The sequence below is a fragment of the Brachybacterium ginsengisoli genome, assembly GCF_002407065.1.
GTDB lineage: Bacteria > Actinomycetota > Actinomycetes > Actinomycetales > Dermabacteraceae > Brachybacterium > Brachybacterium ginsengisoli.
Genome location: NZ_CP023564.1, coordinates 2,687,721 through 2,712,955, shown reverse-complemented (window position 1 = coordinate 2,712,955; position 25,235 = coordinate 2,687,721). Strand labels below are relative to the sequence as shown.

The following is a 25,235-nucleotide window of genomic DNA, read 5'->3' as shown; positions in this document are numbered from 1 at the left end:
CATGCTGCGGCGAGCGGTCGTACAGCACACGAGGCACGGAACAGGGGAGACACGATGAGCGGCTTCTACGGCGGCGATACCGAGCAGATGCGGGGGCAGTCCTCGGTCTGCACCGGTGGCGCACAGCGTCTCGCCGAGCTGATCACGACCCTCTCCACCACGGTCGACGCGGTCGAGTGGCAGGGACCGGATGCCGAGTCCTTCCGTGAGCAGTGGCACGGCGCCGCCGAGGCGAAGGCACGGAGCGCTGCCGACACCCTGGAGCGCCTCGCCCGGGAGCTCGACCAGCACGCCGAGGAGCAGGACGACGCCTCGGCCGACGAGGGTGGCATCCTCGGTGTCCTCCGTGACCTCCTCGACGGTCCGATTCCCTTCGGCAACCCGCTCCTGCCGCTGCCGTTCCCGATCCCTGGCCTGCCGATCGGTCCCGGCCTGCCCGGTCTCCCGTTCGGCCCGGGCCTGCCGGGCATGCCTGGCGGACCGAGCTTCGGGGACTGGCTCTCGGGCGGCGGGGCCAGCGGCCCGCAGGGCTTCTACGGGGGCGATGACTACGGCAGCCGCGGCACCCGGTACGGGGGCGAGCAGCTCGGGGACGGCTTCAACTGGCAGAGGGATCTGCTTCCGGGTCGCGAGGTCGAGAACGAGGCCGGCTACGTGGACGTCCACGCCGGCGTGGACTACAGCGCCGGCATGAAGGGCGGCACCGACCAGTACGGCAACATGACCGGATCCCTCGGCGCCCGAGGCAGTCTCGAGGCGGGGATCGACGAGCACCTGAACCTGCCCGGCGGCTTCGGGATCGACGCCTCCGGGAAGGTCGGCGCGGAGGCGTACGTGGAGGCGGGCGGCACGGTCGGCCCCGACGGCTACAGCGTCGGTGCCCGGGCGGGAAGCGGGCTCTACGCCGAGAACTCCACCGCCCTCACGCATGAGTCCGGGGCGTCCGCCGGGATGACCCAGAGCGCCTGGGTCGGTGCCGATGCCCACGCCACGGCTCACCAGAACGTCACGCGCAACGCCGATGGCGAGGTCAACGGGATCAGCAGCGGGTTCAGCGCGGGGGCCTTCGCCGGGGCCGAGTACAAGCAGGACTACTCGGTCAACGGACCCCATGGCTGGTTCTCGGTGTCCGGTGGGGTGAGCGCGACCGCCGGTGCGGGCGCGGACGCCAGCGGTGGATACACAATCTCGACGGACGAGATCTCCTTCAACGCCGGAGGAAAGTTCGCCGCGGAGCTCGGTCTGGGCGGAGGCGGCGCCGTGTCGGTGAGCCCCAACGCGATCGTCGAGTCCATCACCCCCGGCGACTACAACGTCGACAGTGCGATCGACGACGTGCAGGGAGCCTTCAACAGTGCCAAGAGCACCGTCGGAGACGCGGTCGACTCCATCACCCCGTGGTGAGGTGACACAGCTGAGCAGCGGCGATCCGTCCGGGTCGCCGCTCCTCTGCTGTTCTGCTCGCCGTTCCTGTCAGCGGCTCTGCTGCGGGTGCTGGGCGAGCCACTGCTGATGGGCGCGGATCACGGCGGCCCCGGACCGCTGGTACCACTCGTGCGTACCGGTGTTGTCGTCCGCGCTCTGCGTCTTGCGCAGGGAGTCGACCGGCACCACGGTGCCGTCCCGGAGCCACAGCAGCACGGAGTCGCCCTGCTCGTGCATCTGCGGGACGACCACCTGGTGCACCTGCTCCCACGGCACGAAGCCGCGGGCCCCGAGCATCGTGGACCAGGAGACCCCGCGGTCGTCGACCCGCGCGCAGGCGCGCCGCGCCAGCACGAACAGCGCGATCCCGGCGGCGATCACCAGGAGCCCGAGGAGCACCACCAGCGCGGCGCTCACGAACTCGCTGCGCACCAGCAGCGCCACGGAGTACAGCGCCGTGAAGAAGCCGATGAAGACGAGCGCAGCGCCGGCCCACATGAGCCCGGAGCTCGACCCTGCACGGACCGTGGTGGATCCCATCTCGATCCCTCCTCGTGATGTCGTGGGCTCAGCCCTTGGCGCGCGGCTGCTTGACCGGCGGCTCGCCCAGCTCCACGTCGCGGGTGAGGATCTCCTCGCCCTCGCCGACGACCAGCTCGAGCTTCTCCACCCGGCCGAGCGCGGTGAGGTCCGCCGCGGCGGCCTCGAGGTGCGCGAGCACGGACTGCGGAGCCTCGACGGTCACCGCGAGGATCGGGGTCTTCTGCGAGACCTTCGCATCGGACTTGATCCGGCGCAGCGTGATGGCCGCCTGGGCGACCGAGTCCACGAGCGCGCCGTCCTGGCCGGCCGCCGCCTCGCGCAGCGGAGCGGACTCGGGCCACTCCTGGGTGTGCACGCTGCCGGTGCGCCACCACGACCAGACCTCCTCGGTCGCGAACACGACCACGGGGGCGAACAGGCGCAGCAGCACCTCGAGCGCGATCGCGAGCGCGGCCCGGGCCGAGGCAGCACCGGCCTCGCCGGCGGGGGAGTTGCCGTGCGCACGCTCCTTGACCAGCTCGATGTAGTCGTCGCAGAAGGCCCAGAAGAACGGCTCGACGGCCTCGAGGCTGCGGGCGTAGTCCATGTCCTCGAAGGCGACGGTGGCCTGCTCGACCACGTCGGCCAGCTGTGCGAGCAGCGCGCGGTCCAGCGGATCGGTGACCACCGACGGGTCGGCGGCCAGGCGCCCGGCGGGATCCGCCGGCGCCTCGCCGAAGCCGAGCGCGAACTTCGAGGCGTTGAGGATCTTGATCGCCAGGCGGCGACCGATCTTCATCTGCCCCTCGTCGAAGGCGGTGTCCACGCCCTGGCGGGCGCGACCGGCCCAGTAGCGCACGCCGTCCGAGCCGTGCTGCTCCAGCAGGCCGATGGGCGTGACCACGTTGCCCTTGGACTTCGACATCTTCTTGCGGTCCGGGTCCAGGATCCAGCCGTTGATCGAGGCGTGCTTCCACGGCAGGGAGTCCTGCTGCAGGTGCGAGCGCACGATCGTCGAGAACAGCCAGGTGCGGATGATGTCGTGGCCCTGGGGGCGCAGGTCCATCGGATACACCTTCGAGAACAGGTCGCCGCCGTCGGCCGCGTTCCAGCCGCCCGCGAGCTGCGGGGTCAGCGAGGAGGTGGCCCAGGTGTCGAGGATGTCGGGGTCGGCGACGAAGCCGCCGGCCTGCCCGCGCTGCTCCTCGGAGAACCCGGCCGGCACATCGATCGTGGGATCGATCGGCAGGTCCTCGATCGCGGGGGTGAGGATGGTGTCGTAGTCGGTCTCGCCGTCCGCGCCCACGCCGTACCAGACCGGGAAGGGCACGCCGTAGAAGCGCTGGCGCGAGATCAGCCAGTCTCCGGCGAGGCCCTCGACCCAGTTGCGATAGCGGGACTCCATGTAGGCCGGGTGCCAGGTGAGCTCGGAGCCGAGGGCGATCAGGTCGTCGCGCAGACCGCCCTCGGTGGTGTCGCGGCCGCCGTTGGTGAGGTACCACTGCCGGGAGGTCACGAACTCGAGCGGCTTGTCGCCGTTCTCGTAGAACTTCACCGGGTGGGTGATCTTCTTCGGCTCGCCCACGAGGTCGCCGGACTCGGCGGCCATCTCGACCACGCGCTTCTGCGCGCTGAACACGGTCAGGCCCGCGAGCTCGGCATAGGCGGCCTGGCCCTCGGCGGTGGAGATCCACGGCGCCTCGGGCAGGAAGCGGCCGTCGCGGCCCACCACGGAGCGGGTGGGCAGGGAGAGCTCGCGCCACCAGGTGACGTCGTTGGAGTCGCCGAAGGTGCAGATCATCGCGATGCCTGCGCCCTTGTCCGGCTGCGCGAGGGGGTGCGCCATCACGGGCACCTCGACGCCGAACAGGGGAGAGGTGACGGTGGTGCCGAACAGGCCCTGGTAGCGCTCGTCGTCGGGGTGCGCCACGAGGGCGACACAGGCCGGCAGCAGCTCGGGGCGGGTGGTCTCGATGTAGACGGTCGCGTCCTCACCGGCCCCGGCATCCGTGCGGGTGAAGCCCAGGCGGTGGTAGGCGCCCTCGCGCTCGCGGTCCTCCTGCTCGGCCTGCGCCACCGCGGTGCGGTAGGTGACGTCCCACATGGTGGGGGCCTCGGACTGGTAGGCCTGGCCCTGCTGCAGGTTCTCGAGGAAGGCGCGCTGCGAGGTGGCGCGGGAGGCGGAGTTGATGGTCTGGTAGCTGTGCTGCCAGTCCACCGAGAGCCCCAGCGCGCGGAAGACGTCCTCGAAGGACTTCTCGTCCAGAGCGGTCAGCTGCTCGCACAGCTCGATGAAGTTCTTGCGCGAGATCGGCTGCTGGTTCGCGGCCTTCGCGGACTTGTTCGAGCCGCCCTCCTGCGGGGGCGTGAAGTCCTCGACGTAGGGGAGCGTGGGATCGCAGCGCACGCCGTAGTAGTTCTGGGCGCGGCGCTCGGTGGGCAGGCCGTTGTCGTCCCAGCCCAGCGGGTAGAACACGTTCTTGCCGCGCATGCGCTGGTAGCGCACGATCATGTCGGCCTGGGAATAGCCGAACACGTGGCCGACGTGCAGGGAGCCTGAGGCCGTGGGCGGCGGGGTGTCGACGCTGAAGACCTGATCGCGGGTGGTCTCCGGATCGAAGGCGTAGAGATCCTGCTCGCTCCATACGCCGTCCCACTTCGCCTCGAGGCCCTCGAGGGAGGGGCGGTCGGGGAGGGCGGAGTCGGGGCGCGGTGCGGTATCGGTCATGCTCGCCATTGTTCCAGGTCTGCGTCCGTGCGCAACGCAGGCGTCAGCAGTGTGAGCGCCCTCGCGTGCGGACGGGGCGCGGGACGGGGCGGTCGGGGGCCGGCGGGCCCTGCCCGCGCCCTGGAACGGACCGCGCGGCAGCCGACGGATGTCGCGGAAGGGTCTATGGCGACGAGAGATGGCATATATGCCACCTCTCGTCGCTATAGGCCATCCCATGACAAACGGGGCGGGGCGGGGCGGGGCGGGGCGGGGCGTCGGGAGGCGGCGTGGCGTGGCGGGGAGTCGGCATGGCGGGGAGTCGGCATGGCGGGGCGTCGGGAGGCGCGGCGTCGGGAGGCGGGGCGTCGGCGTGGCGTGGTGAGGCGGCGTGGCCGGCGCGTCGCGCCGCACGTACGGTGGGGCCATGACTGTCGAACGCCTGGCCGTGGTCTCCGACGTGCACGGCAACCTCACCGCCTATGAGGCGGTGCTCGCCGACATCGCCGCGCGCGGCATCACCCGCGTGATCAACCTCGGCGACGTGGTGGGCAAGGGGCCTCGCGGCTCTGCCTGCACGGCGCTGACCCGGGAGCGCTGCGAGGCGACCGTGCGCGGCAACTGGGAGGTGTTCGTCGCCGGGGACGGAGAGATCCGGAGCGCGGCGCACGCCTGGTGGCGCGAGGATCTGACCGCAGAAGAGCGGCGTTGGCTCTTCGGCGTCCCCGGCAGCGTCGATGTGGAGCTCTCGGGCCGACGGGTGCGGCTGCTGCACGCCTCGCCGATCGACGAGTTCACCCGTGTGCACCGGGACCACAGCGCGGAGCAGTTCGCGATGATGTTCGAACCCACGCCCTTCACCGGGGACGTCCCCCGCGCAGACGTCGTCGTCTACGGCGACATCCACGATCCGTACCTGCGCTCCGGCGTGGAGGGGACGCTCGTGAACGTCGGCAGCGTCGGCAACCAGCTCGACGACCCGACGCCGTCGTACGCCATCCTCGAGGGGGCGGCCGATGCGGCGGGATCAGGCGGCGGCACCGACGCCCCGTTCGGGATCCAGTTCCTGCGGGTGCCCTATGACGTCGAGCCGGAGATCGCCGCGACCCGGGCGCTCGGCATGCCCGAGAGCGAGGCCTACGAGATCGAGCTGCGCACGGGGATCTACCGGGGAGACCACGCCGCGCGCGGGCTGCTCTCCTCCTGACCCCCGGGACGTCGTCCACTCCCGGTGAGCGGACGGACCCTGCCGCAGGCCGCCCCGTTCTGGAGCGCCGTCGTCCTGGGCCGACGCAGAGCGATGCGAGGTGGCATATATGCCACCTCACGTCGCCATGCGCCATCCCGTGACATGGAGACGGCTGCCCGGGGCCGGGACCGCCCGGGGATCGCGCGCGACGCCCCCCTCCCGCGGCTCACGGCACGCGGGCGGTCCACTCCTCGGTGCCGAACTTCGTCTCCACCAGCTCGCGTGCCGCGGCGAGCTCGCCGTCGGTGTAGGTCGAGTCGACCGTGTCGTAGCGGTCGCGGAAGAACTCCAGGAAGCCGTCGATGATCTGCTCGCGGGCCAGGCCCGTCTGCGAGCGCATCGGGTCCACGCGCTTGTTCGCGCTCTTCGTGCCCTTGTCGGAGAGCTTCTCGCGGCCGATCCGGAGCACCTCGCCCATCTTGTCGGCATCGATGTCGTAGCTCATGGTCACGTGGTGCAGCAGCACGCCGCCGGCGAAGCGGCGCTGGGCGGCGCCGCCGATCTTGCCCTGGTCGGAGGCGATGTCGTTCAGCGGCACGTAGCGGGCGCGCACCCCGATCTCGGCGAGCGCCCCCATCACCCAGTCGTCGAGGTAGGCGTAGGCCTGCTCGAAGCTGAGCCCCTCCACCAGCGAGGTGGGCACCACGAGCGAGTAGGTGATGCAGTTGCCGCGCTCCATGAACATCGCCCCGCCGCCGGTGATGCGCCGCACCACGCCGATCCCGTGGCGGGCCGCTCCCTCGGCATCGATCTCGTTGCGCAGCGACTGGTAGGAGCCGATCACCACGAGCGAGGAGTCCCAGTCCCAGATCCGGAAGTGGGGTCCGCGACGACCGGCGAGCATCTCCTTCGGCAGCACCTCGTCGAGCGCGACGTGCATGACCGGGGGCAGCACCACCGGCGGGATCACCTCGAAGGTGAGGTCCTCCCAGCGCGAGGCGTGGCCCAGCGCGCGGCGCACCGCGATCGCGACGGCTCCGGCGTCGAAGCCGATCATCTGCACCGGCTCCGGCAGACCGTCCAGCCGCGCGGTGATCGCGCCGCCGAGGTCGTCGGCGGAGGAGTCCGTCGGCAGGCCCACCAGGGCGGCGTCGATCTCCTCGAGCGCCTCGTCGGGCTCGAGGAAGAAGTCGCCGAAGACGTGGGCGGTGGCGATCCTTCCCTCGACCGCGGTGACGTCCACGGCGACCAGCTTGCCGCCGCGGACCTTGTACTCGCCGTGCATCACCGTGCTGTCGCTGCGCTCGTCCATGCCCCCATCCTCCCGCACCCGGGGACCCGGTGGGATCACACGATGGTCAGCGAGCGCAGCGCGCGATGCACCTCCCACACGAAGTCCGCAGTGGACTGGTTCTTGCTCGGGGCGACGGCGTAGGTCTCCTCCGGGCGCTCGTCGCTCGCCTCACGGGTGACCTTAGGGATCAGGTGGTCCCAGTCCCGCGATCCGCCCACCCAGATCCGGTAGATGGTCCCGGAGTCATCTCCGCGCTGGAGCAGCCGCAGGCTCATCGTGCTCGCGGTCAGGGCGGGCTGGCGGCGTGCCGGGGCGAGGTCGAAGCCGCGATCGCGCAGCAGCATCGGGTTCAGGATCGCCCACAGCACCAGCCGGGCGCCCTCGAGTTCCGGCGAGGCGGCGGAGCCGATCAGGTCAGGGGCCGACGGCGGTGTCCCGCCCTCGGCGCGCCAGGCGGTGCGGCGGGCGAGGGCCTCGAGGCGCTCCTCGGCGGCGGAGCGGTCCTCGTCGGTCTCCAGGAGCCCGATCCCGAGCGGGATCGGCTCCTGGCCGGTGCGCAGGAAGTGCACGAGGGTGCCCTGGGCGACCTCGCCGAACTCGATCCCGGTGCGCTGCAGGCCGACGCCCGCCTGCAGGTGCGCGTCGGTCTGGCCGCGCCGGGTGGAGAAGTGGGGGCTGGTGCCCAGGAGCGTGCGGCTCGCCTGGTGCAGCACGTCCAGATGGTCCCGGAACTCCTGCGCGATCCGCTTCTTGGTCAGCAGCTTCCTCGCGTCGACGGGGAACTGCGCGACGGGTCGACCGGAGTTCTCGCCGATCTCCCCGATGCTCTCCCACAGGTCGGCGTGGCCGGGATCGGCCTTCATCATGCGCCGGCTCAGCCGGGACCAGCTGGTGGTGAGCACTCCCGGCGGCAGATCGTCCGCGGTCGGTCGGAAGTCCGACCGCCGGGAGATCGCCACCAGCAGGTGGTGAGGGGACTCCCCGAGCGCGCCGCGCAGGCTGCGCAGACGGGCCTCGTCGAAGGAGCCCTCGGTGCTCAGCACGATGCCGAGTCGGGCGCCGTCCTCGTCGGCCGGGGTGGTGGGCAGCAGCTCGGCGAGCAGATCGGGGGAGGTGCTGCGCAGCCGCGGGCGGGCGGTGATGCTCCCCGCGGTCCGCTCGGTGCGCGCCACGGAGCGCAGGAATGCCCCGCGGCTGCGCGGGGCCATCAGCACGAACTCGAGCATGTGCCGCAGTATCGACTCGGCCCGGATCCGGCGATCGGACCAGTTCTCGATCCCCGGCGACTGCACCGACTTCTCCACGGCGTAGGTCAGCATCTGCCCGACGCTGGCGTAGGAACGAGCCATGATCCTCCTCTTCCATGCGGTGCGCGAGGTGCACCGAGGTCCTGGCCCCGGTCCCCGAACTGCTCCGACAAGTGTGCATCAGCGCAGGTCGCTCGGCCAGCCGTGTCCGACCGGCAGGTCAGCGGGCCCCCGCTGCGCTCCTCAGGACATGCCGCCCCGGGCGTAGATCTGGCGCACCAGGTCCTCGATCGCGGGCTCGGCCAGCGAGAGGTCCCGTACCTCGGCCTGGGTCCCGATGGCCGTGAGCAGCGCGGGCACGGTCAGGCGGCTCCCGGAGAAGGTGATGCGGTGCCGGATCCCGTCGGCCTCGACCGCAGCGGTGACCGCCGCCTCGGGGAGCTCGAGCGCGGCGACCGGTTCGGTGAGGTCCACGATCAGCTCCCGCGGTGCGCCGAGCGCCTCCCGGAAGGAGTCCAGCGCCCCGTCGTAGGCGACGGTGCCGGAGTTGACCACCACGATCCGCTCGCACAGGCGCTCTACGTCGCCCATGTCGTGCGTGGTGAGGAACAGGGTCGTGCCCCGCTCCTCCCGGTCCTCGCGCAGGAAACGGCGCAGCCCCTCCTTGGAGACCATGTCGAGGCCGATCGTCGGCTCGTCGAGGACCACCAGCGCGGGGGAGTGCAGGAGGGCGGCCGCGACCTCGCCCCGCATCCGCTGGCCCAGCGAGAGCTGCCGCACCGGCCGGTCCAGGAAGTCGCCCAGGTCCAGGCCGTCCACGAGACGCTCGAGGCGCTCCTCCCGCCGACGTTCGGTGAGCCGGTGCATCGAGCCCAGGATCCGGTAGCTCTCCCGCAGCGGCAGGTCCCACCACAGCTGCGAGCGCTGGCCGAAGACCACCCCGATCTCCCGGGCGAGGTGACGCCGCTCGGGCACCGGCTCGCGTCCCAGCACCCGCACCTGGCCGGAGGTGGGCTTCAGGATCCCGGTCATCATCTTGATGGTGGTGGACTTGCCGGCGCCGTTGGCGCCCACGAAGCCGACGGACTCGCCGCGCTCCACGCGCAGGGAGATGTCGTCGACCGCCCGCACGGTGCGGCGCCGACGTCGGCGCGATCCCGGCACGGGGGCGCGGACGATGTAGTCCCGGCGCAGCCGGGAGAGCTCCACGGCGGCCGACGGGGACTGGTTCTGCTGGGTGCTCATCCACCGGCTCCTGTGTATCGACGGACTCCCGCGCGCCAGAGCAGACCGGCGACGAGCCAGGCCAGGACCGCTGCGGGCAGTCCCATCCAGCCCGCCCAGGACGGCACCAGGGCCGGTCCGGGCAGATCCAGCAGCGCGAGGGCGGGGGCATAGGCGATCAGAGTCGCCGGGATGACGAAGGTGAAGAAGGCTCGCATCGGCAGGGCGAACACCGCTCCGGGCGTGGTGGCGACGTAGTTGCCGCCGTAGGTGAAGGCGTTGGCGAACTCGCGCCCGTCCACCAGCCAGAACTGCATCGCGCCGGCCATCGTGAACAGCGCGCCGAACAGCGCGGCGCCCGCGAGCGGGGCGAGGACAGCCAGCGCCAGGGTGGCGGGAGTCGGGGAGAACCCGGCCAGGCCGAGCGCGGTCGCGTACATCGCCAGCCCCACCACGATTCGTCCCAGGCGCCGCAGCGACAGGTCGAGGCTGGAGATCTGCAGCAGCATCGGCACCGGCCGGATCAGCAGCGTCTCGAGCTTGCCGGACTTGATCATGGCGGAGAGGCCGTCGATCTCGCCGAACAGCATGTCGGCGATCCCGAAGGCGAGCGCCCCGAGCCCGTAGACCACCGCCACCTGCACCAGCGTCATCCCGCCCAGCGTGCTGACCTGGGAGAGGATCACCCACAGCTCGAGGAACTCGGTGCCGACGATCAGCACCTGCCCGAGGAGGTCGGCGACGAAGCTGGTGCGGAAGGTCGCCTGGGAGCGCAGTCGTGAGACGTAGAGGGTCGCGATCATGCGTGCTGTGGAGACGGGCCGGTCCGCGGGGTCGATCACGCTCCCGGGGAGCTCGGCGTGGGATGTGTCAGCCACCCTGCACCTCCACGCTCCGCACGCCGGCGCGCAGCACCAGCATGGCCGCTGCGGCGAGCACCGCGATCCAGCCGAGCTGAACGCCCACCAGCGGCAGCGCCTCGGCGGGCGGGATTCGCCCCGAGAGGGTGTCGATCGGCGTCTGGAGCATCGAGGGGAAAGGGGTGGCGCGCGCGATGCCCAGCAGCCAGTCGGGGAACCAGACGATCGGGATCAGGAACCCCGAGAGCAGGTTCATCACCGCGGTGTACACGACGGTGAGGCCGCGGGTCTCCAGCACCCAGAAGGCGGCCAGGTTCACGAGCATGTCCGCGAGGAAGGCCAGCGTGATCGCCAGCAGCAGCGCGAACGCGCCCAGCAGGTACGAGAGCGGGTCCGAGGGCAGGGCGAGGCCTGTCACCAGCGCCCCGATCGCGACCGGAGGCACCCCGCGGCCCAGCAGCAGGAAGGTGGAGCGGCCGAGCTTCTGCGCGTAGTAGAGGCCCAGGAAGGAGGTGGGCCGCAGGAGGTCGATCGCGACGTCGCCCTGGTGCACGCGCTGGGACACCTCGCGGGTGCCGAAGGCCTCGATCGGCGCGAGCAGCGCCTGACCCAGCCAGACATAGGTCGCGGCCTGGGCGACGGTGTATCCGTTCAGATCGCCCCCGGCGCTGCCGATGGCGGCGAACATGATCGAGGCGCGGATGAACCCGAAGATCGTGTTGGTGAAGACCCCCGCGGCGGTGGCCATGCGGTAGGTGGAGTACTGCCGGAAGGAGGCGGCGGCGATCCTTCCGTAAGCAGGCACTCGCGCGAGCTTAGCGATCTGTGGCTGGCGCCACAAGGGGTGGGGCGCCCCCAGTTCGACCAGCGGCTCCGTCCTGGTGCGAGGACGCCTCGGAGCCGTCGGCCGACGGGCGCGTCCCTGCGCCGTGCACGGTCCGTCTACGCTGGCCCGGTCCCATCCCCAGCCCTGAACCGGACTGCCATGAACCGCACCCCCGACATCGACGTCGAGCCCGCTGCGAGCGGCCCCGACGTCCCCTCCGACCACCCCGCCGGCGCCGAGGGGCAGTCCATGAGCGCCGCGGAGCCCGCACCGCGGCGTCGCCGCTTCGGACTCCTGCCGCGCATCGTCGTCGCGATCATCCTCGGCATCGTCCTCGGCCTGGTGATGCCCGAGGCGATCGCCCGCGTCTTCACCACCTTCAACGGGCTGTTCTCCGGGTTCCTCGGATTCCTCATCCCGCTGATCATCGTGGGCCTGGTGACCCCGGCGATCGCCGAGCTGGGACGCGGCGCGGGCAGGATGCTCGCCGCCACCGCCGGCGTCGCCTACGTCTCCACGATCCTCTGCGGGCTCTTCGCGCTCGGCCTCTCCCTGCTCCTGCTGCCGAGGATGCTCGCCGGCTCCAGCATCGGCTCGCTCGAGAACCCCGAGGACTCCGCGATCGCCGCGTACTTCGAGATCGAGATCCCGCCGGTCGTCGACGTGATGACGGCGCTGGTGCTCTCCTTCTGCCTCGGCATCGGGCTGACGCTCGTGACCAAGGGGGCGCTCCAGGAGTCCTTCGTCCAGCTGCGCACGATCGTGGTGCGCATCATCGAGGCGATCATCATCCCGCTGCTGCCGCTGTACATCTTCGGCATGTTCCTCGGGCTGACCATGAACGGTCAGATCTGGACGGTCATCGGCACCTTCCTCGCGGTCATCGTCCTGGTCTTCGGCATGACGGTCGTGGTGCTGCTGGCCCAGTACGTCGTGGCCGGCTGGGCCATGGGCCGCAACCCGCTGAAGATGCTGTGGACGATGATGCCCGCCTACATGACGGCTCTGGGGACCAGCTCCTCGGCGGCGACGATCCCGGTGACCACCGAGTGCACCAAGCGCAACGGGGTGCCGGCCGCGATCGCGGACTTCGTGGTGCCGCTGTGCGCCACGATCCACCTCGCCGGCTCCACGCTGAAGATCACCACCTTCGCAGTGGCGATCATGATCGTCACGGGCATGGACCTGAACGTCGGCGCGCTGGTGGGCTTCGTGTTCATGCTCGGCGTGGTGATGATCGCGGCCCCGGGAGTGCCCGGCGGCGCGATCATGGCGGCCGTGGGTGTGCTCTCCTCGATGCTCGGCTTCGGCGAGGCGGCGGTGGGTCTGATGATCGCCGCGTACATCGCGATCGACTCCTTCGGCACCGCCACCAACGTCACGGGCGACGGCGCGATCGCCGCGCTCATGGCGCGACTGGGCCGCGGCCGCGGGGTCGACGCCCCGGCGCTGGATGATGCCCCGCACGTGCACGGGGTCTGACCCCGCGCAGACGCAGACGCGGACGCGGACGCGGCGCAGCGGCGCCGCACGGCGCCGACGGCCGGCAGGGATCGCACCCTGCCGGCCGTCGGCGTTCCTGGAGCCGCCCCGCCGGCGCCGCCCCTGGAGGCCTTCTCGATCCGTCGCCGCGGCGGCGACTGCGCGTCCGGCGTCGATCCCCCCGTGCCGCGCTGGACCCCAGGACCAGATCGATCCTCATCGCCCGGTATCCCGATCCGGCGATCCATGCAACACTGAACATATGAACAGCTCTTCAGACGACGTTCCGGGCTGCCTCGTCGGTCTGAGCGGGGCCGCCGACCGGCCCGGCGACTCCCCGCAGGACCGCGCCGTCCCCCTCCAGGAGGACGAGCTCGAGGAGCTGCGCGAGAGGCTCCCGGCGCCGGAGGAGACGGCCGACCTCGCCGATGTGTTCTCCCTGCTGGGCGACCCCTCGAGGCTGGGGCTGCTGATCGCCCTGCGGGACGCGGAGCTGTGCGTGAGCGACCTGGCGCAGGCCACCGACCACTCCGAGTCCTCTGTCTCCCATGCGCTCAAGCTGCTGCGGGCGCATCGGATCGTCGCCGTGCGCCGCGTGGGCCGCCGGGCGTTCTACCGGCTCGACGATCCCCACGTGCGCCTGCTGCTCGAGCTCGCGATGACCCACACCGCCCACAGCGACATGCAGCACCCGGAGCGGGACCGTGCGCAGGGGGCCGCCTCATGAGCCACTCCCACGGTCCTGCTCCGGCCGCCGGTCACGCCGGGGCCGCGCAGCGCCGACGTCTGGCCGTCGCCGTCGTGCTCATCGGAGGGTTCTTCGTCGTCGAGCTCGTGGTGGGCCTGCTCTCGGGCTCCCTCGCGCTGCTCTCGGACGCCGGGCACATGGCGGCGGACGTCGTCACGCTCAGCGCGGCGCTCGCCGCGACCGTGCTCGCCGCCCGGCCCTCCCGCGACGGCCGGCGCACCTTCGGCAACTACCGCCTCGAGGTCTTCGCGGCGCTGCTCGCGGTGCTGATCATGCTCGTGGTCGCCGTCGCGGTGACGCTCGGCGGGATCAGCAGGCTCGGCGCCCCGGTCGAGGTGGACACCGGCCCGATGCTCGTGGTGGGGTTCCTCGGGCTCGTGGTGAATCTCGTGGTGCTGCTGATGCTGCGCGACGGCGCGGGGGAGAGCCTCAACGTCAAGGGCGCCTACCTCGAGGTCCTCGGCGACACCCTCGGATCGGTCGGCGTAATCGTCGCCGCGGTGCTGATCCGCGCCACCGGCGCGAACGTCATCGACACCGTGGTCGCCCTCGCGGTGGGGGCGTTCATCGCGGTGCGCGCGGTGCTGCTGGCCCGCGAGGTGCTCACCGTGCTGGGGCAGGCCGCTCCGGCGGACATCGACCCCCGGCAGGTGGAGGCGGATCTCCGCGCGCTCGCCGGCGTGGCCGAAGTCCACGATCTGCACCTGTGGACCCTCACCTCCGGCATGGAGGTCGCCACCGTGCACCTCGTGGTGCAGGCGGGCGCGGAGCCGCACCCCGTGCTCGATGCGGCCCAGGAGCTGCTCGCGGAGCGTCACGGCATCGCCCACGCGACGGTCCAGACCGAGCCCACCGACCACCACGGGTGCCTCGAGATCGGGTGGTAGTCCGCGCCCGGCGGGACGCACCGTCGGGCCCTGCGCCCTCCGCGTACTCTGAGGTCATGACCACTGCGAACGTCTCCAGCGCCACTCCCCGCCTGACCGCCGTCGTCACCGGGGCGTCCTCCGGCATCGGCCGGGCCACCGCCGCGCGGCTGGTCGCCGACGGCTGGCAGGTGCTCGCCGTCGCCCGGCGCGAGGACCGACTGCACGAGCTCGCCGAGGAGACCGGCTGCGAGGTGCTGGCCGTCGACGTCACCTCCGACGACTCCGTCGAGGGCCTGGTCCGGCGCAGCGAGGAGCTCTTCGGCGGGTCGGTGAACGCTGTCGTGCACGTCGCGGGGGGAGCGCTCGGCGTGGAGACGGCCGCCGAGGCGGATCTCGACAAGTGGCAGCGGATGTACGACATCAACGTGCTCGGCGCCGTGCGGGTCACGCGCGCCCTGCTCCCTGCGCTGCGTCGCAGCGGCCGCGGCGACCTGCTGTTCGTCACCTCGGTGGCCGCGCAGGAGGCCTACCCCGGCGGCTCCGGCTACAACGCGGCGAAGTCCGGGGAGCACATGCTCGCCGCGGCGCTGCGGCTCGAGCTGAACGGCGAGAAGGTGCGGGTCATCGAGATCGCCCCGGGGATGGTCCGCACGGAGGAGTTCTCCCTGGTGCGCCTCGGCGATCAGGATGCGGCCGACGCCGTCTACGACGGGGTCGAGGAGCCGCTGACCGCCGAGGACTGCGCGGACGTCATCTCCTACGCCCTGAACGCGCCCCACCACGTGAACCTCGACCTCGTGACCGTGCGGCCCCTGGCACAGGCCGCGGCGCACCGGGTCGCCCGGCACCAGGGAGTCTGATGGTCCACGGACCGATGGGCCCCGGCGGGGGGATGGGCGGCATGGGCGGCGGAAGGATGCGCGAGGATGCCGAGCCCGCGACGGGTCAGCGGGCGGACCTCCGCCGGGTCCTGGGGCTCTTCCGCCCCTACCGCGGGACCCTCATCGCGGTCCTGGCGCTGATCGTGCTCGCCGCGGCGGCCGGGGTCGTCTCCCCGTTCCTGATCCGCGAGATCGTGGACGTCGCGCTGCCCGAGCAGCGCGCCGACGTGCTGGGCTGGTCCGTCGGCGGGCTCATCGCCGTCACCATCGTCGCCAGCGCCCTCGGCGTCTCCCAGTCGATGCTCTCCACCCGGGTGGGCCAGTCCGTCATGCACGACCTGCGGGTCTCGGTGTTCTCGCACCTGCAGCGCATGGGGCTGGGGTTCTTCACCCGTACCCGCACCGGCGAGATCCAGTCCCGCATCTTCTCGGACATCGGCTCGATGCAGGCCGTCGTCACCTCCGTGATGACCCAGATCGTCTCGGCCGGTGCCGGGGTGCTGATGGCCCTGGTCGCGATGTTCGCCCTCGACTGGCGCCTGACGCTCTTCTCGCTGATCGCCCTGCCCTTCGCGGTCTGGATGAACCGCCGCGTGGGCCGACGCCGACGGGCGATCGTGCGCTCCCGGCAGGAGAAGGCCGCAGACCTCTCCGCCGGGATCCAGGAGTCGCTGTCGGTCTCGGGGATCCTGCTCGGGGTCACGATGGGCCGTACCGAGGCCCTCAGCCGAGCCTTCGCCGGGGACTCCCGCGAGCTCGCCGACCTCGAGGTCCGCTCGGAGATGGCCGGCCGCTGGCACATGGCCGTGTTCACCACGCTGATGGCGCTGTTCCCGGCGCTGACCTACCTGCTCGGCGGGCACCTGCTCTTCCGCGATCCCACCGGCCAGGGCATCACGATCGGCACGCTCGTCGCCTTCATCGCCCTGCAGTCCGGGCTGTTCCCCCAGATCAACGGGCTGCTGCGGGTCGCGAGCCAGGTCAACAGCTCGCTGGCGCTGTTCGCGCGGGTCTTCGAGTACCTCGACGCCCCGATCCTCATCAGCGATGCACCCGACGCCCTCGACCTCGATCCCGGCACCGTGCGCGGTGAGATCCGCTTCGAGGACGTCGTGTTCACGTACCCGGGCGCCGAAGCTCCCGCCCTGCACGGGATCGACCTCGTGGTGCCCGCGGGGAAGCACACCGCGCTGGTGGGCGCGACCGGGTCGGGCAAGACCAGCACCGGCTACCTCATGGCCCGGCTCTACGAGCCCAGCGCGGGGCGGATCACCCTGGACGGCCACGACCTGCGCGACATCACCATGAGCTCCCTCGCCGCGAGCATCGGCGTGGTCACCCAGGAGACGTATCTCCTGCACGCCTCCATCGCCGAGAACCTGCGCTTCGCCCGGCCCGACGCGAGCGACGAGGAGCTCGAGCGGGCCTGCCGCATCGCCCAGATCCACGAACACATCCTGTCGCTTCCCGAGGGGTACGCGACCGTGGTCGGGGAGCGGGGCTACCGCTTCTCGGGCGGGGAGAAGCAGCGCCTCGCGCTCGCCCGGACCATCCTCCGCGACCCGCCGGTGCTGCTGCTGGACGAGGCCACCTCGGCGCTGGACGTCGCCACCGAGCGCGCCATGTCCGGGGCGCTGGACGCCGCCGCCCGTGGCCGCACCACCGTCTCGATCGCGCACCGGCTCTCGACCATCCGCCACGCGGACCAGATCCTCGTGATGGAGCACGGACGGGTGGTCGAGCGGGGCACCTACGAGGAGCTCGTGGACGGCGACGGCACCTTCGCCCAGCTGGCGCGCCAGGACGCGTGGCGGGAGGGCGACGTCCAGGGCCCCGCCCGGCGCTGAGCCACGGCATCGGAACGGCCGGGGTACGACCAAAGGCGTAGAGGGAAGTCCTCCCTGGGCGGGATGCGGTCGCCGCGACGCCCGGGAGAGGATCGATCCATCGGAGCTCACCGTCGGAGGAGACGGCCGCGCTCACCGGATCGACGCACTCCTGCACCGCAGGGTGGAGAGGACCTCAGCATGGCGACGACGCATCACTCGACGGCACCTCTGCAGCTTCGCCGCGGGAAGCCGGCCGTGGGCCATCCCGCCCTCTTCGCCCTCCTGCTCGCCATCGCCTCCGTCGGGATGCTCCTGCTGCTGGTGGCGGGTCCGAGCCTGGCGCTGCCCGTGGCGATCGGCAGCGCCGCCGCGCTGATCGTGCTGGTGGTGCTGACCTGGGTCGTCGCCGGCCCGCGTCTCTGACGGGGCCTCGGCCCGCACCTACCCTGCGCGGGAGGTCATCCCGCGCAGGGTCCTCGCGTGAGGGATCAGACGTCGATCTCGATCTCGCCCTCGCCGCGCGAGACGCACGTGATCATCTGGTCGGCCTGCTCGTCGTCCATGAGGAACTCGTCCATGTGCTCGACCTCGCCGGAGACCAGGGGCACCACGCAGGTGCCGCACACGCCGCCCTCGCAGGAATAGTCCATGGGGATGTCCGCGTCGAGCAGGGCCTGGAGGAGGGATTGGCCCTCGGCGACCTCGACCGTGATCCCGGACTTCAGGCACTTGGCGGTGAAGGGCTCTCCGAACAGCGACATCCTCGCTCCTTCTGCATCGTCCGACCCGCGGCGCGGGTCGGTTCCGTGAAGGTCCCAGTGTTCCACGACATCCCGCTCACGACGAGGTGAGCCATGCCTCGTCCCGGCCTTCCCGCGGCGTGGGGTGCGGACCGATCAGCGGGCGTCGTCCGCGTCGTCGGCCGAGCGGACACCGGATCCGCGGAGATCCGTCACCGGGGCGGCGGCCGGGGTGACGGACGCGGTGATCGAGGTCCGGGCCGGGTGCGCCACCGAGGTCGAGGGCGACAGCGCCAGCGCGGACGGGCCGAAGCTGAGCACGAGCAGCGCCGCAGCGCCCATCGCGGAGGCTCCGGCCACCGCGCGACTGCGTCGCGGGGGGATGTCGTCGTCCATCTCGTCTCCTCCTGATCGGGGGAGCGGCGTCCTCGTCGCCGCTGGGGACAGTCCAGTGCCTTCCCCTGTGCAGGGGCTGAGGATCGGGCACGGTTTCGCTGGGACCGCCCCGCCGCCCCGTGCTGTTCGCCGTGTCTCCTCCGCCCGGGCCGGGCGTGACCTCGGCAGGCCGGGCACGTACACTTCTCGCCATCGGCATCGACCCGGCCATCACCGGAGAGCCGCGGGAAGAACCGCCCATCGCCCTCGGGCGCGGGCGCAGTAGAACCCGCCGGGACCAGCCCGTCACAGCTGAGGAACAAGGGGAGGCCCTGCGTCGCATCCGTCGGCGCACGGCATCAACCGAGGTGGTACCGCGCCACCGGCCCTCGGGTCGGGAAGCGTCCTCGGACAGCATGCCGTCCTTTCGCCGCCCCGTTCTTCCTCGGAGGTCCCTCCTCATGGTCTACCCGGTCACCGGAGACTCCCTCGTCCCCTCGCCGAACCTGCCCGCGCTCGAGAACGCGGTCCAGGAGTTCTGGCGCAGCGACGACACCTTCCGCGCCTCCATCGCGCAGCGCGAGGGCGCCGAGGAGTTCGTCTTCTACGACGGCCCGCCCTTCGCCAACGGCCTGCCGCACTACGGCCACCTGCTCACCGGCTTCGTCAAGGACGTCGTCCCGCGCTTCCGCACCATGTGCGGGAACAAGGTGGATCGCCGCTTCGGCTGGGACACCCACGGCCTGCCCGCCGAGCTCGAGGCGATGCGGGAGCTCGGCATGACAGAGAAGTCCGAGATCGAGGCGATGGGCGTGAAGGAGTTCAACAACGCCGCCCAGGCCTCGGTGCTGAAGTACACCAAGGAGTGGGAGGACTACGTCACCCGCCAGGCGCGCTGGGTCGACTTCGAGAACGACTACAAGACCCTCGACGTCACCTTCATGGAATCGGTGCTGTGGGCGTTCAAGACCCTGTACGACAAGGGCCGGGCGTATGAGGGCTACTACGTGCTGCCCTACTGCTGGAAGGACCAGACGCCGCTGTCCGCGCACGAGCTGCGGATGGACGACGACGTCTACAAGGAGCGCCAGGACCAGACCGTCACCGTCACCTTCCCCTTCACCGGGGAGAAGGCCCAGCAGCTGGGTCTTGACGGCGTGAAGGCGCTGGCCTGGACCACCACTCCCTGGACCCTGCCCACCAACTTCTCCCTCGCCGTCGGCCCGGAGGTGGAGTACGCGGTGGTCCCCGCCGGGCCGCTGGGTGCCGCCGATGGCACCGGCGCGGGAGAGGGTCGCTACCTGATGGCGCAGGCCCTGCTCGGCTCCTACGCCAAGGAGCTCGGCTATGATAGCGCCGAGGACGCGCTCGCCGCGAGCGAGGAGCGGGTCCTCGCCGGGTCCGAGCTCGAGCACGTCGCCTACGAGCCGCTGTGGACGGTCTACTCCGAGGACCGCGCCAAGTGGGGCACCGAGAACGCCTGGATCGTCACCGTCGCCGACTACGTCTCCACCGATGACGGCACCGGCGTGGTCCACCAGGCCACCGCCTACGGCGAGATCGACCAGCAGGTCAACGCCGAGTACGGCATCCCCGTGATCGTCTCCGTGGACGAGGGTGCGCAGTTCCTGGACTACTTCGCCGGCACCGCGCTGGACGAGATCGCCGGGGTGCAGGTGTTCGAGGCGAACCGCCCGATCATCCGCAACCTCCAGCAGGCCGGACGCCTGATGCGCGAGGCCAGCTACGTGCACTCCTACCCGCACTGCTGGCGCTGCCGGAACCCGCTGATCTACAAGGCGGTCTCCTCCTGGTACGTGAAGGTCGCCGACCAGCGCGAGCGCATGCTCGAGCTGAACGAGCAGATCGACTGGGTCCCCGGGAACGTCAAGCACGGCCAGTTCGGCAAGTGGCTCGAGGGCGCCCGCGACTGGGCGATCTCCCGCAACCGCTACTGGGGCACCCCGCTGCCGATCTGGAAGAGCGACGATCCGAACCACCCGCGGATCGACGTCTACGGCTCTCTCGCCGAGATCGAGGAGGCCTTCGGCACCCTGCCGCACAACGAGCTCGGCGAGGTGGACCTGCACCGCCCCTACATCGACGAGCTCACCCGCCCGAACCCCGATGACCCGACGGGGCAGTCCACCATGCGCCGTGTCGAGGAGATCTTCGACGTCTGGTTCGACTCCGGCTCGATGCCGTTCGCGCAGGTGCATTACCCCTTCGAGAACACCGACTGGTTCGAGTCCCACAACCCGGCGGACTTCATCGTGGAGTACATCGGGCAGACCCGCGGCTGGTTCTACGTCATGCACGTGCTGTCCACCGCGCTGTTCGACCGCCCGGCCTTCACCTCGGTGATCTGCCACGGCATCGTGCTCGGCGAGGACGGGCAGAAGATGTCCAAGTCGCTGGGCAACTATCCCGATGTGCGCGAGATGTTCGACAAGTACGGGGCCGACGCGATGCGCTGGTTCCTCATGAGCTCGCCGATCCTGCGCGGCGGCAATCTCGTGGTCGACGAGCCGAAGATCCGCGATGCCACCCGTCAGATGGTGCTGCCGCTGTGGAACGTCTGGTACTTCCTGGGGCTGTACGCCAACGCGGCGGGGGAGAAGGACGCGAGCGGGAAGCCGACGGGATACCGCGGCCGGACCCGCTTCGACTCCACCGACGTCATGGACCGGTACCTGCTGGCCCGCACCGGCGACCTCGTGCGCGAGGTGGAGGAGTCGATGACCGCGCTCGCGATCGCCGACGCCGCCGAGCTGATCCAGGACTACCTGGACATGCTCACCAACTGGTACGTGCGTCGCTCCCGCGACCGCTTCTGGGAGGGCGACGAGCAGGCGATCGACGTGCTCTCCACCTGCCTGGAGACCCTCTGCCAGGTGGCGGCGCCGCTGCTGCCGATGGTCGCCGAGGAGATCTGGAAGCAGCTCACCGGCGGGCGGTCCGTGCACCTCACCGACTGGCCCGACGCGAACCTGTTCCCCCGCGACCCGGAGCTGGTGGCCCGCATGGACGACGTCCGCGGGATCGCGAGCGTCGGCAACTCCCTGCGCAAGAAGGAGCAGCTGCGCGCCCGTCTCCCGCTCGCCGAGCTGGCGGTCGTCCACCACGACCCGACCTCCCTGGAGGGGTTCTCGGGGATCATCGCCGACGAGCTCAACGTCAAGGCGGTGCGGCTGCTGGACGTCGCGAGCGAGGAGGCCCAGGGCATGGGCGTCGAGCAGCGGCTCAGCGTCAACGCCCGCGCCGCCGGCCCGCGGCTGGGCAAGCAGGTCCAGGTCGTCATCAAGGGCTCCAAGTCGGGCGACTGGTCCGTGGACGAGGCCGGTCAGGTCGTCTCCGGCGGGATCGCGCTCGAGGAGGGCGAGTACTCGCTCGACCTCGTGGCCGGCGACTCCTCGGCCATGGAGGGCCATGCCGTGGGCGTGCTGCGCGGCGGCGACTTCATCGCGCTGGACACCCGGGTGAGCCCCGAGCTCGAGGCCGAGGGCACTGCGCGCGACGTGGTCCGTGCGATCCAGGCCGCGCGCCGCGAGGCGGGCTTCGAGGTCTCGGACCGCATCCGTCTGACCGTCGATGGTGACGAGACCGTGGTCTCGGCGGTCAGCACGCACCGCGAACTCGTCGCCGCCGAGGTGCTCGCGGTCGAGCTCACGGTGCCCGCGGCTCCGGCCGAGGGCGCGCACTCCTCGACGGAGAAGGTCTCGGGCGGCAGCGTGACGGTGTCCGTGGCCCGCGCCTGATCTCCTGACCTCGACGGCCCCGGACCTGCACGGTCCGGGGCCGTCGTCGTTCGGGGGCAGGTGGTCGGGCCTACGGTCCTGCGCCGCCCCTGCCTGCCACGGTGCTGTCTGCAGGCGTCCAGCGGACGGCCCGCGGTCCGTCCACAGCTCCGAGCGACCGACCGCCCCGCGGGCTCAGGCTGTGGCATGCTCAGGCGGAGTCGGAGAGCGGAATCGCAGGGCGGAATCGCAGGGCGGAGGAGCTCGCCCGAGCAGCGGTGGAGGAGCGGTGATGGTGAGCAGACGGGGAGCTCTCGGGAGCCTGACCGGGGCGGTGACGCTGGTGCTGAGCGGATGCCTGGTCGGCGGCAAGGACGTCTCGGACGAGGCGGCGGAGGCCGCCGCCGCGGTGGAGGGAGTCGAATCCGCCGAGCTCGAGCGGTTCGTGAACAACAGCTTCTCGACAGCACTTCGGGGCACCGTCGAGCTGGGGACCACTGAGCGGGAGGTCGGAGTCCACGTGTTCGACGACGCGATGAGGGCGATCATCTCGGTGATCGCCGACGAGCTCGACGGCGACGCCGCATCGGGACTGAAGGTCGGCGGCATCGTCGCGCGGCTGGGTGACGGGCAGCAGCTCGACGTGCTCGAGCTCGATCCGGACATGCCCACGGAGAATCCGAGGGCCGACAGAGTCTCGGCCGGGGCGTTCTTCGAGAAGTACGGGATCGGCTGAGGGATGCCGCCCGGTTGCGGCGCCGTCCCCGCCGGCTCACGGTTCGCCACGGCCCACCGTCACGACCTGTGACTCGGCGACGTGAGTGCCCTCGCCGAGATAGGTCCCGCTGAGCTCGCGCTGGAGCGCGGAGAGCGTCGGATCGGTGCCCGTGGCACGATCGACGCTTCCCGAGTAGCCGAGGTCGAGCTCGCCGTCCCGCCCTGTCGAATCGTGGTTGTGCTCGAGGATCTCCACCGGGTTCGGGGACGGCACCGGATACCCCGGCAACGAGACTTCGTGCCGGTTCGGAGCGCCCAGGATCCCGCCGTCCATCTGGAGACCGTCCAGATCGCTCCCTGCGATCAGGTCTCCGCTGAATCCCTGCGCGCTCGCGTCCATCTGATGATGGACGTTCACGGACTGGGTGGAGCCCTGCGCCGGCACCACCGTCTGCACGGGCGAGCCGACGGTGAACGTGTGGGTGATGTTGTAGCTGCCCGCCTCGCCCGTGGGCGAGTTGAAGGCCGGGTCCGCGGCGAGGTGATTCGCGACGATCCCGCCCTGCGAGTGGCCCACGATCATCACGTCGGAGCCCGCCGGGATCCCGGCCGCCTGCATCGCGGCGCGCACATCGTCCATCGCGGCAGGCTGCTGACCGGCGACCAGGCGGAGGTTCGACGCCCAGTCGCGCGAGCTGCCCTGCCCGCCCCATGCCTCCGGGACGTGCGTGATGGAGGCCCCCTCGGTGGGCGGTATCTGCACGATGTAGCCCGGGGCGCCGCCGTCGGCGCGTCGGATCTCCTGGATCCCGATCTGGCCGCTGTCCTGCGCCCCGCCGTCGGGAAGCCGCAGCGCATCGTTCCGGGCGATCAGATCCTGGAGGTCCTGCGGGGCGCTCGTCGCCTCCATGCGGACCGACTCGACGATGCCGCCGGGACGGTCGTCCAGGAAAGGCGTGTCCTCTCCGGTGATCGCCTCCTGGATGCCGACGCCGGCGGAGCCGAGGGTGAGCAGGCCCGCGGCACCCACCTCTGCGACGGTCGGGACCCGATCGCCGGTCGCCCAGTCCTCGAGGATGCCGCCGAAGTGGTCCGCATCCCGGTGGAGCTGCGCGATGCCGTCGGTGTTCACCCCGAACAGGCCCAGCCCGCCCTCGAGCAGGTCGATCCCGGCGTCGACGCCCCAGCCGATGCCGTCGGAGACGCGCTGGGCGACGCCGGAGAGGAGAGATTCCGCGGGACTCCCCAGCCGGCCCGGGATCAGGGGATCATTCTCGTGGCGATACCCACGGCGGGTCGGCGAGGGTTCGGCAGGCGACGAGGAGCCGCCGGTCGGGCCGACGGGATCGCTCTGGGTGGAGACGGCATCCTGCTGATCGGCCTCCTGCGCGCTGGCCTCGCTCAGAGCGAGCAGCTCCTCGCACAATGCGGTCAGCCGGCTCGAGGCCAGCACCGCCCAGCGCTCTCGGAACGCGTCGGCGTCGGAGCCCGTCCAGGTCGCCGCCTCCACCGTCGTGCCCAGCCGGGCGGACAGGGCCTCGACCTCGCCGGAGGCGGTGCGGAGCCGCTGGGCGTGGCTGCGCATCTGCTCGGGGTCCATGCCCCAGAAGGCGCTCATCGCGCTCCGCCCGCCTCGGAGCAGGCTGCGGAGAAGCGCACGCCCTGCTCGAGGATCGGCAGCAGCGTGTCCAGGACGTCCGAGCTCGCCACCGGTCGCACCGTCAGGACGGATCCTGACCGGCTGTCCAGCCGGTACAGGCCGCGCTGCCCCTGCACCCACAGCCGGGACCAGGTCACGGGCGACTCGGCGGCGACGCCGCCCCGGTCATGGAGGGTGAGGGAGAGCGAGAGACGCGGACCGGTCGTCGTCACCGCGTCGCGCAGCGCCTCATCCATGTCGGGGATCTGTGTGAACGCCGCCTCGATGGACGGTCCGCCAGCCAGCGCCGCCTGGGCGACGCGGGCCAGCTCCTCGGACAGCCGCAGCGCGCCGCCCCGGGCATGCCCTTCGACTCCGGGTCGCCGGAGATCCGGTCCCGACTCCTCGAGCAGATCGAGGATCTGCTGCGGCACCGCGTGGAGAGGCACCTCTCCCCAGCGGGACTCCGACGTGTCATCGGACCGCTCCGTGCTCGCGCCCGCCGGATCCAGGCCGAACCGCACCCGGTGCGTGTGCTCTGCGGCCGTCACGGCGGCGACCAGGAGCGCCGGCGAGGCCAGATGCCGCCGGAGCAGGTCCAGCTCCGCGGGTGAGGGCTGCGCCGACCGGGCGCGCGAGGAGAGTGCCGCCTCGTCGGGACCGTCACCGACCAGCACCCGATAGACGGGATTCCACGCCGTACGACGGGCACGGCCCCCGGCCGCACCTCCGTCGCCCGGCGACAGCGCCCACCGCGCCGCCTGCGGCACGGTCGCGATCACCTCGACCATCGCAGCCCCCTCGTCCTCCGACAGCCCGATCCGCCGTCGATCCTGCCCGGAGACTAGGGAGATCGCCGTCGCCCCGGGATGGGCACTCCGCCCCATGTGGACCGGCCCGCAGTGGGGAGGAACGGTCCAGCCG

The 25,235-nt window shown here is 71.4% G+C and carries 21 protein-coding genes; 10 read left to right on the top strand and 11 right to left on the bottom strand.

What is annotated here, in order from left to right; all coding sequences use genetic code 11:
- The first annotated feature begins 54 nt into the window (after positions 1–54).
- Positions 55–1,404, top strand: a complete 1,350-nt coding sequence (locus CFK41_RS12085; RefSeq protein ID WP_096799884.1) for a WXG100 family type VII secretion target — start codon at positions 55–57, stop codon at positions 1,402–1,404.
- A 69-nt stretch (positions 1,405–1,473) separates the two neighbouring features.
- On the opposite strand, the gene CFK41_RS12080 is transcribed toward CFK41_RS12085, so the two are convergent.
- Entirely contained in the window at positions 1,474–1,965 is a 492-nt protein-coding gene (locus tag CFK41_RS12080; protein ID WP_096799883.1) for a hypothetical protein, read from the bottom strand.
- A gap of 28 nt (positions 1,966–1,993) precedes the next feature.
- Positions 1,994–4,675, bottom strand: coding sequence for a valine--tRNA ligase (gene valS, locus CFK41_RS12075; RefSeq protein WP_096801068.1), 2,682 nt, complete (start codon positions 4,673–4,675; stop codon positions 1,994–1,996).
- A 406-nt stretch (positions 4,676–5,081) separates the two neighbouring features.
- On the opposite strand from valS, the gene CFK41_RS12070 reads away from it, so the two are divergent.
- Positions 5,082–5,861 carry a metallophosphoesterase family protein gene (locus CFK41_RS12070; protein ID WP_096799882.1) on the top strand — a complete coding sequence of 260 codons (780 nt, stop codon included), beginning with the start codon at positions 5,082–5,084 and terminating at the stop codon, positions 5,859–5,861.
- A gap of 208 nt (positions 5,862–6,069) precedes the next feature.
- Here CFK41_RS12070 and CFK41_RS12065 read toward each other — a convergent pair whose 3' ends face one another.
- From CFK41_RS12065 to CFK41_RS12045, 5 genes are all read right to left on the bottom strand, one after another.
- Positions 6,070–7,128 carry a lipoate--protein ligase family protein gene (locus CFK41_RS12065; protein WP_151904854.1) on the bottom strand — a complete coding sequence of 353 codons (1,059 nt, stop codon included), beginning with the start codon at positions 7,126–7,128 and terminating at the stop codon, positions 6,070–6,072.
- Positions 7,129–7,190: 62 nt separating this feature from the next.
- Entirely contained in the window at positions 7,191–8,486 is a 1,296-nt protein-coding gene (locus CFK41_RS12060; protein ID WP_096799880.1) for a hypothetical protein, read from the bottom strand.
- A gap of 141 nt (positions 8,487–8,627) precedes the next feature.
- Positions 8,628–9,629 (bottom strand): ABC transporter ATP-binding protein, encoded by a 1,002-nt coding sequence (locus CFK41_RS12055; protein ID WP_096799879.1) that lies wholly within the window; start codon positions 9,627–9,629, stop codon positions 8,628–8,630.
- Complete coding sequence (locus CFK41_RS12050) at positions 9,626–10,411, bottom strand: ABC transporter permease (RefSeq protein WP_096801067.1); 786 nt, start codon at positions 10,409–10,411, stop codon at positions 9,626–9,628. The genes CFK41_RS12055 and CFK41_RS12050 overlap by 4 nt, the downstream gene beginning before the upstream one ends.
- Positions 10,412–10,478: 67 nt before the next feature.
- Entirely contained in the window at positions 10,479–11,273 is a 795-nt protein-coding gene (locus tag CFK41_RS12045) for an ABC transporter permease (RefSeq protein ID WP_151904743.1), read from the bottom strand.
- A gap of 270 nt (positions 11,274–11,543) precedes the next feature.
- Between CFK41_RS12045 and CFK41_RS12040 the strand changes: the two genes are divergently transcribed.
- From CFK41_RS12040 to CFK41_RS12015, 6 genes are all read left to right on the top strand, one after another.
- The gene (locus CFK41_RS12040) at positions 11,544–12,776 is read left to right on the top strand and encodes a dicarboxylate/amino acid:cation symporter (RefSeq protein ID WP_096801065.1); all 1,233 of its coding nucleotides are present in this window, start codon (positions 11,544–11,546) and stop codon (positions 12,774–12,776) included.
- A 262-nt stretch (positions 12,777–13,038) separates the two neighbouring features.
- Positions 13,039–13,503, top strand: a complete 465-nt coding sequence (locus CFK41_RS12035) for an ArsR/SmtB family transcription factor (protein WP_096799878.1) — start codon at positions 13,039–13,041, stop codon at positions 13,501–13,503.
- Positions 13,500–14,411, top strand: a complete 912-nt coding sequence (locus tag CFK41_RS12030; RefSeq protein WP_096799877.1) for a cation diffusion facilitator family transporter — start codon at positions 13,500–13,502, stop codon at positions 14,409–14,411. The genes CFK41_RS12035 and CFK41_RS12030 overlap by 4 nt, the downstream gene beginning before the upstream one ends.
- A 56-nt stretch (positions 14,412–14,467) precedes the next feature.
- Positions 14,468–15,253 carry an SDR family oxidoreductase gene (locus CFK41_RS12025; RefSeq protein WP_096799876.1) on the top strand — a complete coding sequence of 262 codons (786 nt, stop codon included), beginning with the start codon at positions 14,468–14,470 and terminating at the stop codon, positions 15,251–15,253.
- Positions 15,253–17,121: an ABC transporter ATP-binding protein gene (locus tag CFK41_RS12020; protein WP_096799875.1), complete on the top strand. Its 1,869-nt coding sequence runs from the start codon at positions 15,253–15,255 to the stop codon at positions 17,119–17,121. The genes CFK41_RS12025 and CFK41_RS12020 overlap by 1 nt, the downstream gene beginning before the upstream one ends.
- Before the next feature lie 180 nt (positions 17,122–17,301).
- Complete coding sequence (locus tag CFK41_RS12015) at positions 17,302–17,526, top strand: hypothetical protein (RefSeq protein WP_096799874.1); 225 nt, start codon at positions 17,302–17,304, stop codon at positions 17,524–17,526.
- Positions 17,527–17,591: 65 nt separating this feature from the next.
- On the opposite strand, the gene CFK41_RS12010 is transcribed toward CFK41_RS12015, so the two are convergent.
- Complete coding sequence (locus tag CFK41_RS12010; RefSeq protein WP_096799873.1) at positions 17,592–17,864, bottom strand: 2Fe-2S iron-sulfur cluster-binding protein; 273 nt, start codon at positions 17,862–17,864, stop codon at positions 17,592–17,594.
- Positions 17,865–17,999: 135 nt separating this feature from the next.
- The gene (locus CFK41_RS17945) at positions 18,000–18,239 is read right to left on the bottom strand and encodes a hypothetical protein (protein WP_096799872.1); all 240 of its coding nucleotides are present in this window, start codon (positions 18,237–18,239) and stop codon (positions 18,000–18,002) included.
- Positions 18,240–18,679: 440 nt separating this feature from the next.
- On the opposite strand from CFK41_RS17945, the gene ileS reads away from it, so the two are divergent.
- Positions 18,680–21,976: an isoleucine--tRNA ligase gene (gene ileS / locus CFK41_RS12000; RefSeq protein WP_096799871.1), complete on the top strand. Its 3,297-nt coding sequence runs from the start codon at positions 18,680–18,682 to the stop codon at positions 21,974–21,976.
- 271 nt (positions 21,977–22,247) lie between these two features.
- Positions 22,248–22,691, top strand: coding sequence for a hypothetical protein (locus tag CFK41_RS11995; RefSeq protein WP_096799870.1), 444 nt, complete (start codon positions 22,248–22,250; stop codon positions 22,689–22,691).
- Between the two features lie 36 nt (positions 22,692–22,727).
- On the opposite strand, the gene CFK41_RS11990 is transcribed toward CFK41_RS11995, so the two are convergent.
- Together CFK41_RS11990 and CFK41_RS11985 are read right to left on the bottom strand one after the other, a co-directional pair.
- Entirely contained in the window at positions 22,728–24,290 is a 1,563-nt protein-coding gene (locus tag CFK41_RS11990) for a WXG100 family type VII secretion target (RefSeq protein ID WP_096799869.1), read from the bottom strand.
- Complete coding sequence (locus CFK41_RS11985; protein ID WP_096799868.1) at positions 24,287–25,102, bottom strand: hypothetical protein; 816 nt, start codon at positions 25,100–25,102, stop codon at positions 24,287–24,289. Before CFK41_RS11985 ends, CFK41_RS11990 begins: the two co-directional genes overlap by 4 nt.
- Positions 25,103–25,235 lie beyond the last annotated feature (133 nt).

Bases quoted from the DNA above. Each gene is read 5' to 3' on its own strand.
- CFK41_RS12010 (WP_096799873.1), bottom strand. From the start codon at position 17,864: ATGTCGCTGTTCGGAGAGCCCTTCACCGCCAAGTGCCTGAAGTCCGGG.
- CFK41_RS12050 (WP_096801067.1), bottom strand. From the start codon at position 10,411: ATGATCGCGACCCTCTACGTCTCACGACTGCGCTCCCAGGCGACCTTC.
- CFK41_RS12065 (WP_151904854.1), bottom strand. From the start codon at position 7,128: ATGCACGGCGAGTACAAGGTCCGCGGCGGCAAGCTGGTCGCCGTGGAC.
- CFK41_RS11990 (WP_096799869.1), bottom strand. From the start codon at position 24,290: ATGAGCGCCTTCTGGGGCATGGACCCCGAGCAGATGCGCAGCCACGCC.
- ileS (WP_096799871.1), top strand. From the start codon at position 18,680: ATGGTCTACCCGGTCACCGGAGACTCCCTCGTCCCCTCGCCGAACCTG.
- CFK41_RS12015 (WP_096799874.1), top strand. From the start codon at position 17,302: ATGGCGACGACGCATCACTCGACGGCACCTCTGCAGCTTCGCCGCGGG.
- CFK41_RS12020 (WP_096799875.1), top strand. From the start codon at position 15,253: ATGGTCCACGGACCGATGGGCCCCGGCGGGGGGATGGGCGGCATGGGC.
- CFK41_RS11995 (WP_096799870.1), top strand. From the start codon at position 22,248: ATGGTGAGCAGACGGGGAGCTCTCGGGAGCCTGACCGGGGCGGTGACG.
- CFK41_RS12060 (WP_096799880.1), bottom strand. From the start codon at position 8,486: ATGGCTCGTTCCTACGCCAGCGTCGGGCAGATGCTGACCTACGCCGTG.
- CFK41_RS12025 (WP_096799876.1), top strand. From the start codon at position 14,468: ATGACCACTGCGAACGTCTCCAGCGCCACTCCCCGCCTGACCGCCGTC.
- CFK41_RS17945 (WP_096799872.1), bottom strand. From the start codon at position 18,239: ATGGACGACGACATCCCCCCGCGACGCAGTCGCGCGGTGGCCGGAGCC.
- valS (WP_096801068.1), bottom strand. From the start codon at position 4,675: ATGACCGATACCGCACCGCGCCCCGACTCCGCCCTCCCCGACCGCCCC.
- CFK41_RS12035 (WP_096799878.1), top strand. From the start codon at position 13,039: ATGAACAGCTCTTCAGACGACGTTCCGGGCTGCCTCGTCGGTCTGAGC.
- CFK41_RS12055 (WP_096799879.1), bottom strand. From the start codon at position 9,629: ATGAGCACCCAGCAGAACCAGTCCCCGTCGGCCGCCGTGGAGCTCTCC.
- CFK41_RS11985 (WP_096799868.1), bottom strand. From the start codon at position 25,102: ATGGTCGAGGTGATCGCGACCGTGCCGCAGGCGGCGCGGTGGGCGCTG.
- CFK41_RS12080 (WP_096799883.1), bottom strand. From the start codon at position 1,965: ATGGGATCCACCACGGTCCGTGCAGGGTCGAGCTCCGGGCTCATGTGG.
- CFK41_RS12040 (WP_096801065.1), top strand. From the start codon at position 11,544: ATGAGCGCCGCGGAGCCCGCACCGCGGCGTCGCCGCTTCGGACTCCTG.
- CFK41_RS12070 (WP_096799882.1), top strand. From the start codon at position 5,082: ATGACTGTCGAACGCCTGGCCGTGGTCTCCGACGTGCACGGCAACCTC.
- CFK41_RS12085 (WP_096799884.1), top strand. From the start codon at position 55: ATGAGCGGCTTCTACGGCGGCGATACCGAGCAGATGCGGGGGCAGTCC.
- CFK41_RS12030 (WP_096799877.1), top strand. From the start codon at position 13,500: ATGAGCCACTCCCACGGTCCTGCTCCGGCCGCCGGTCACGCCGGGGCC.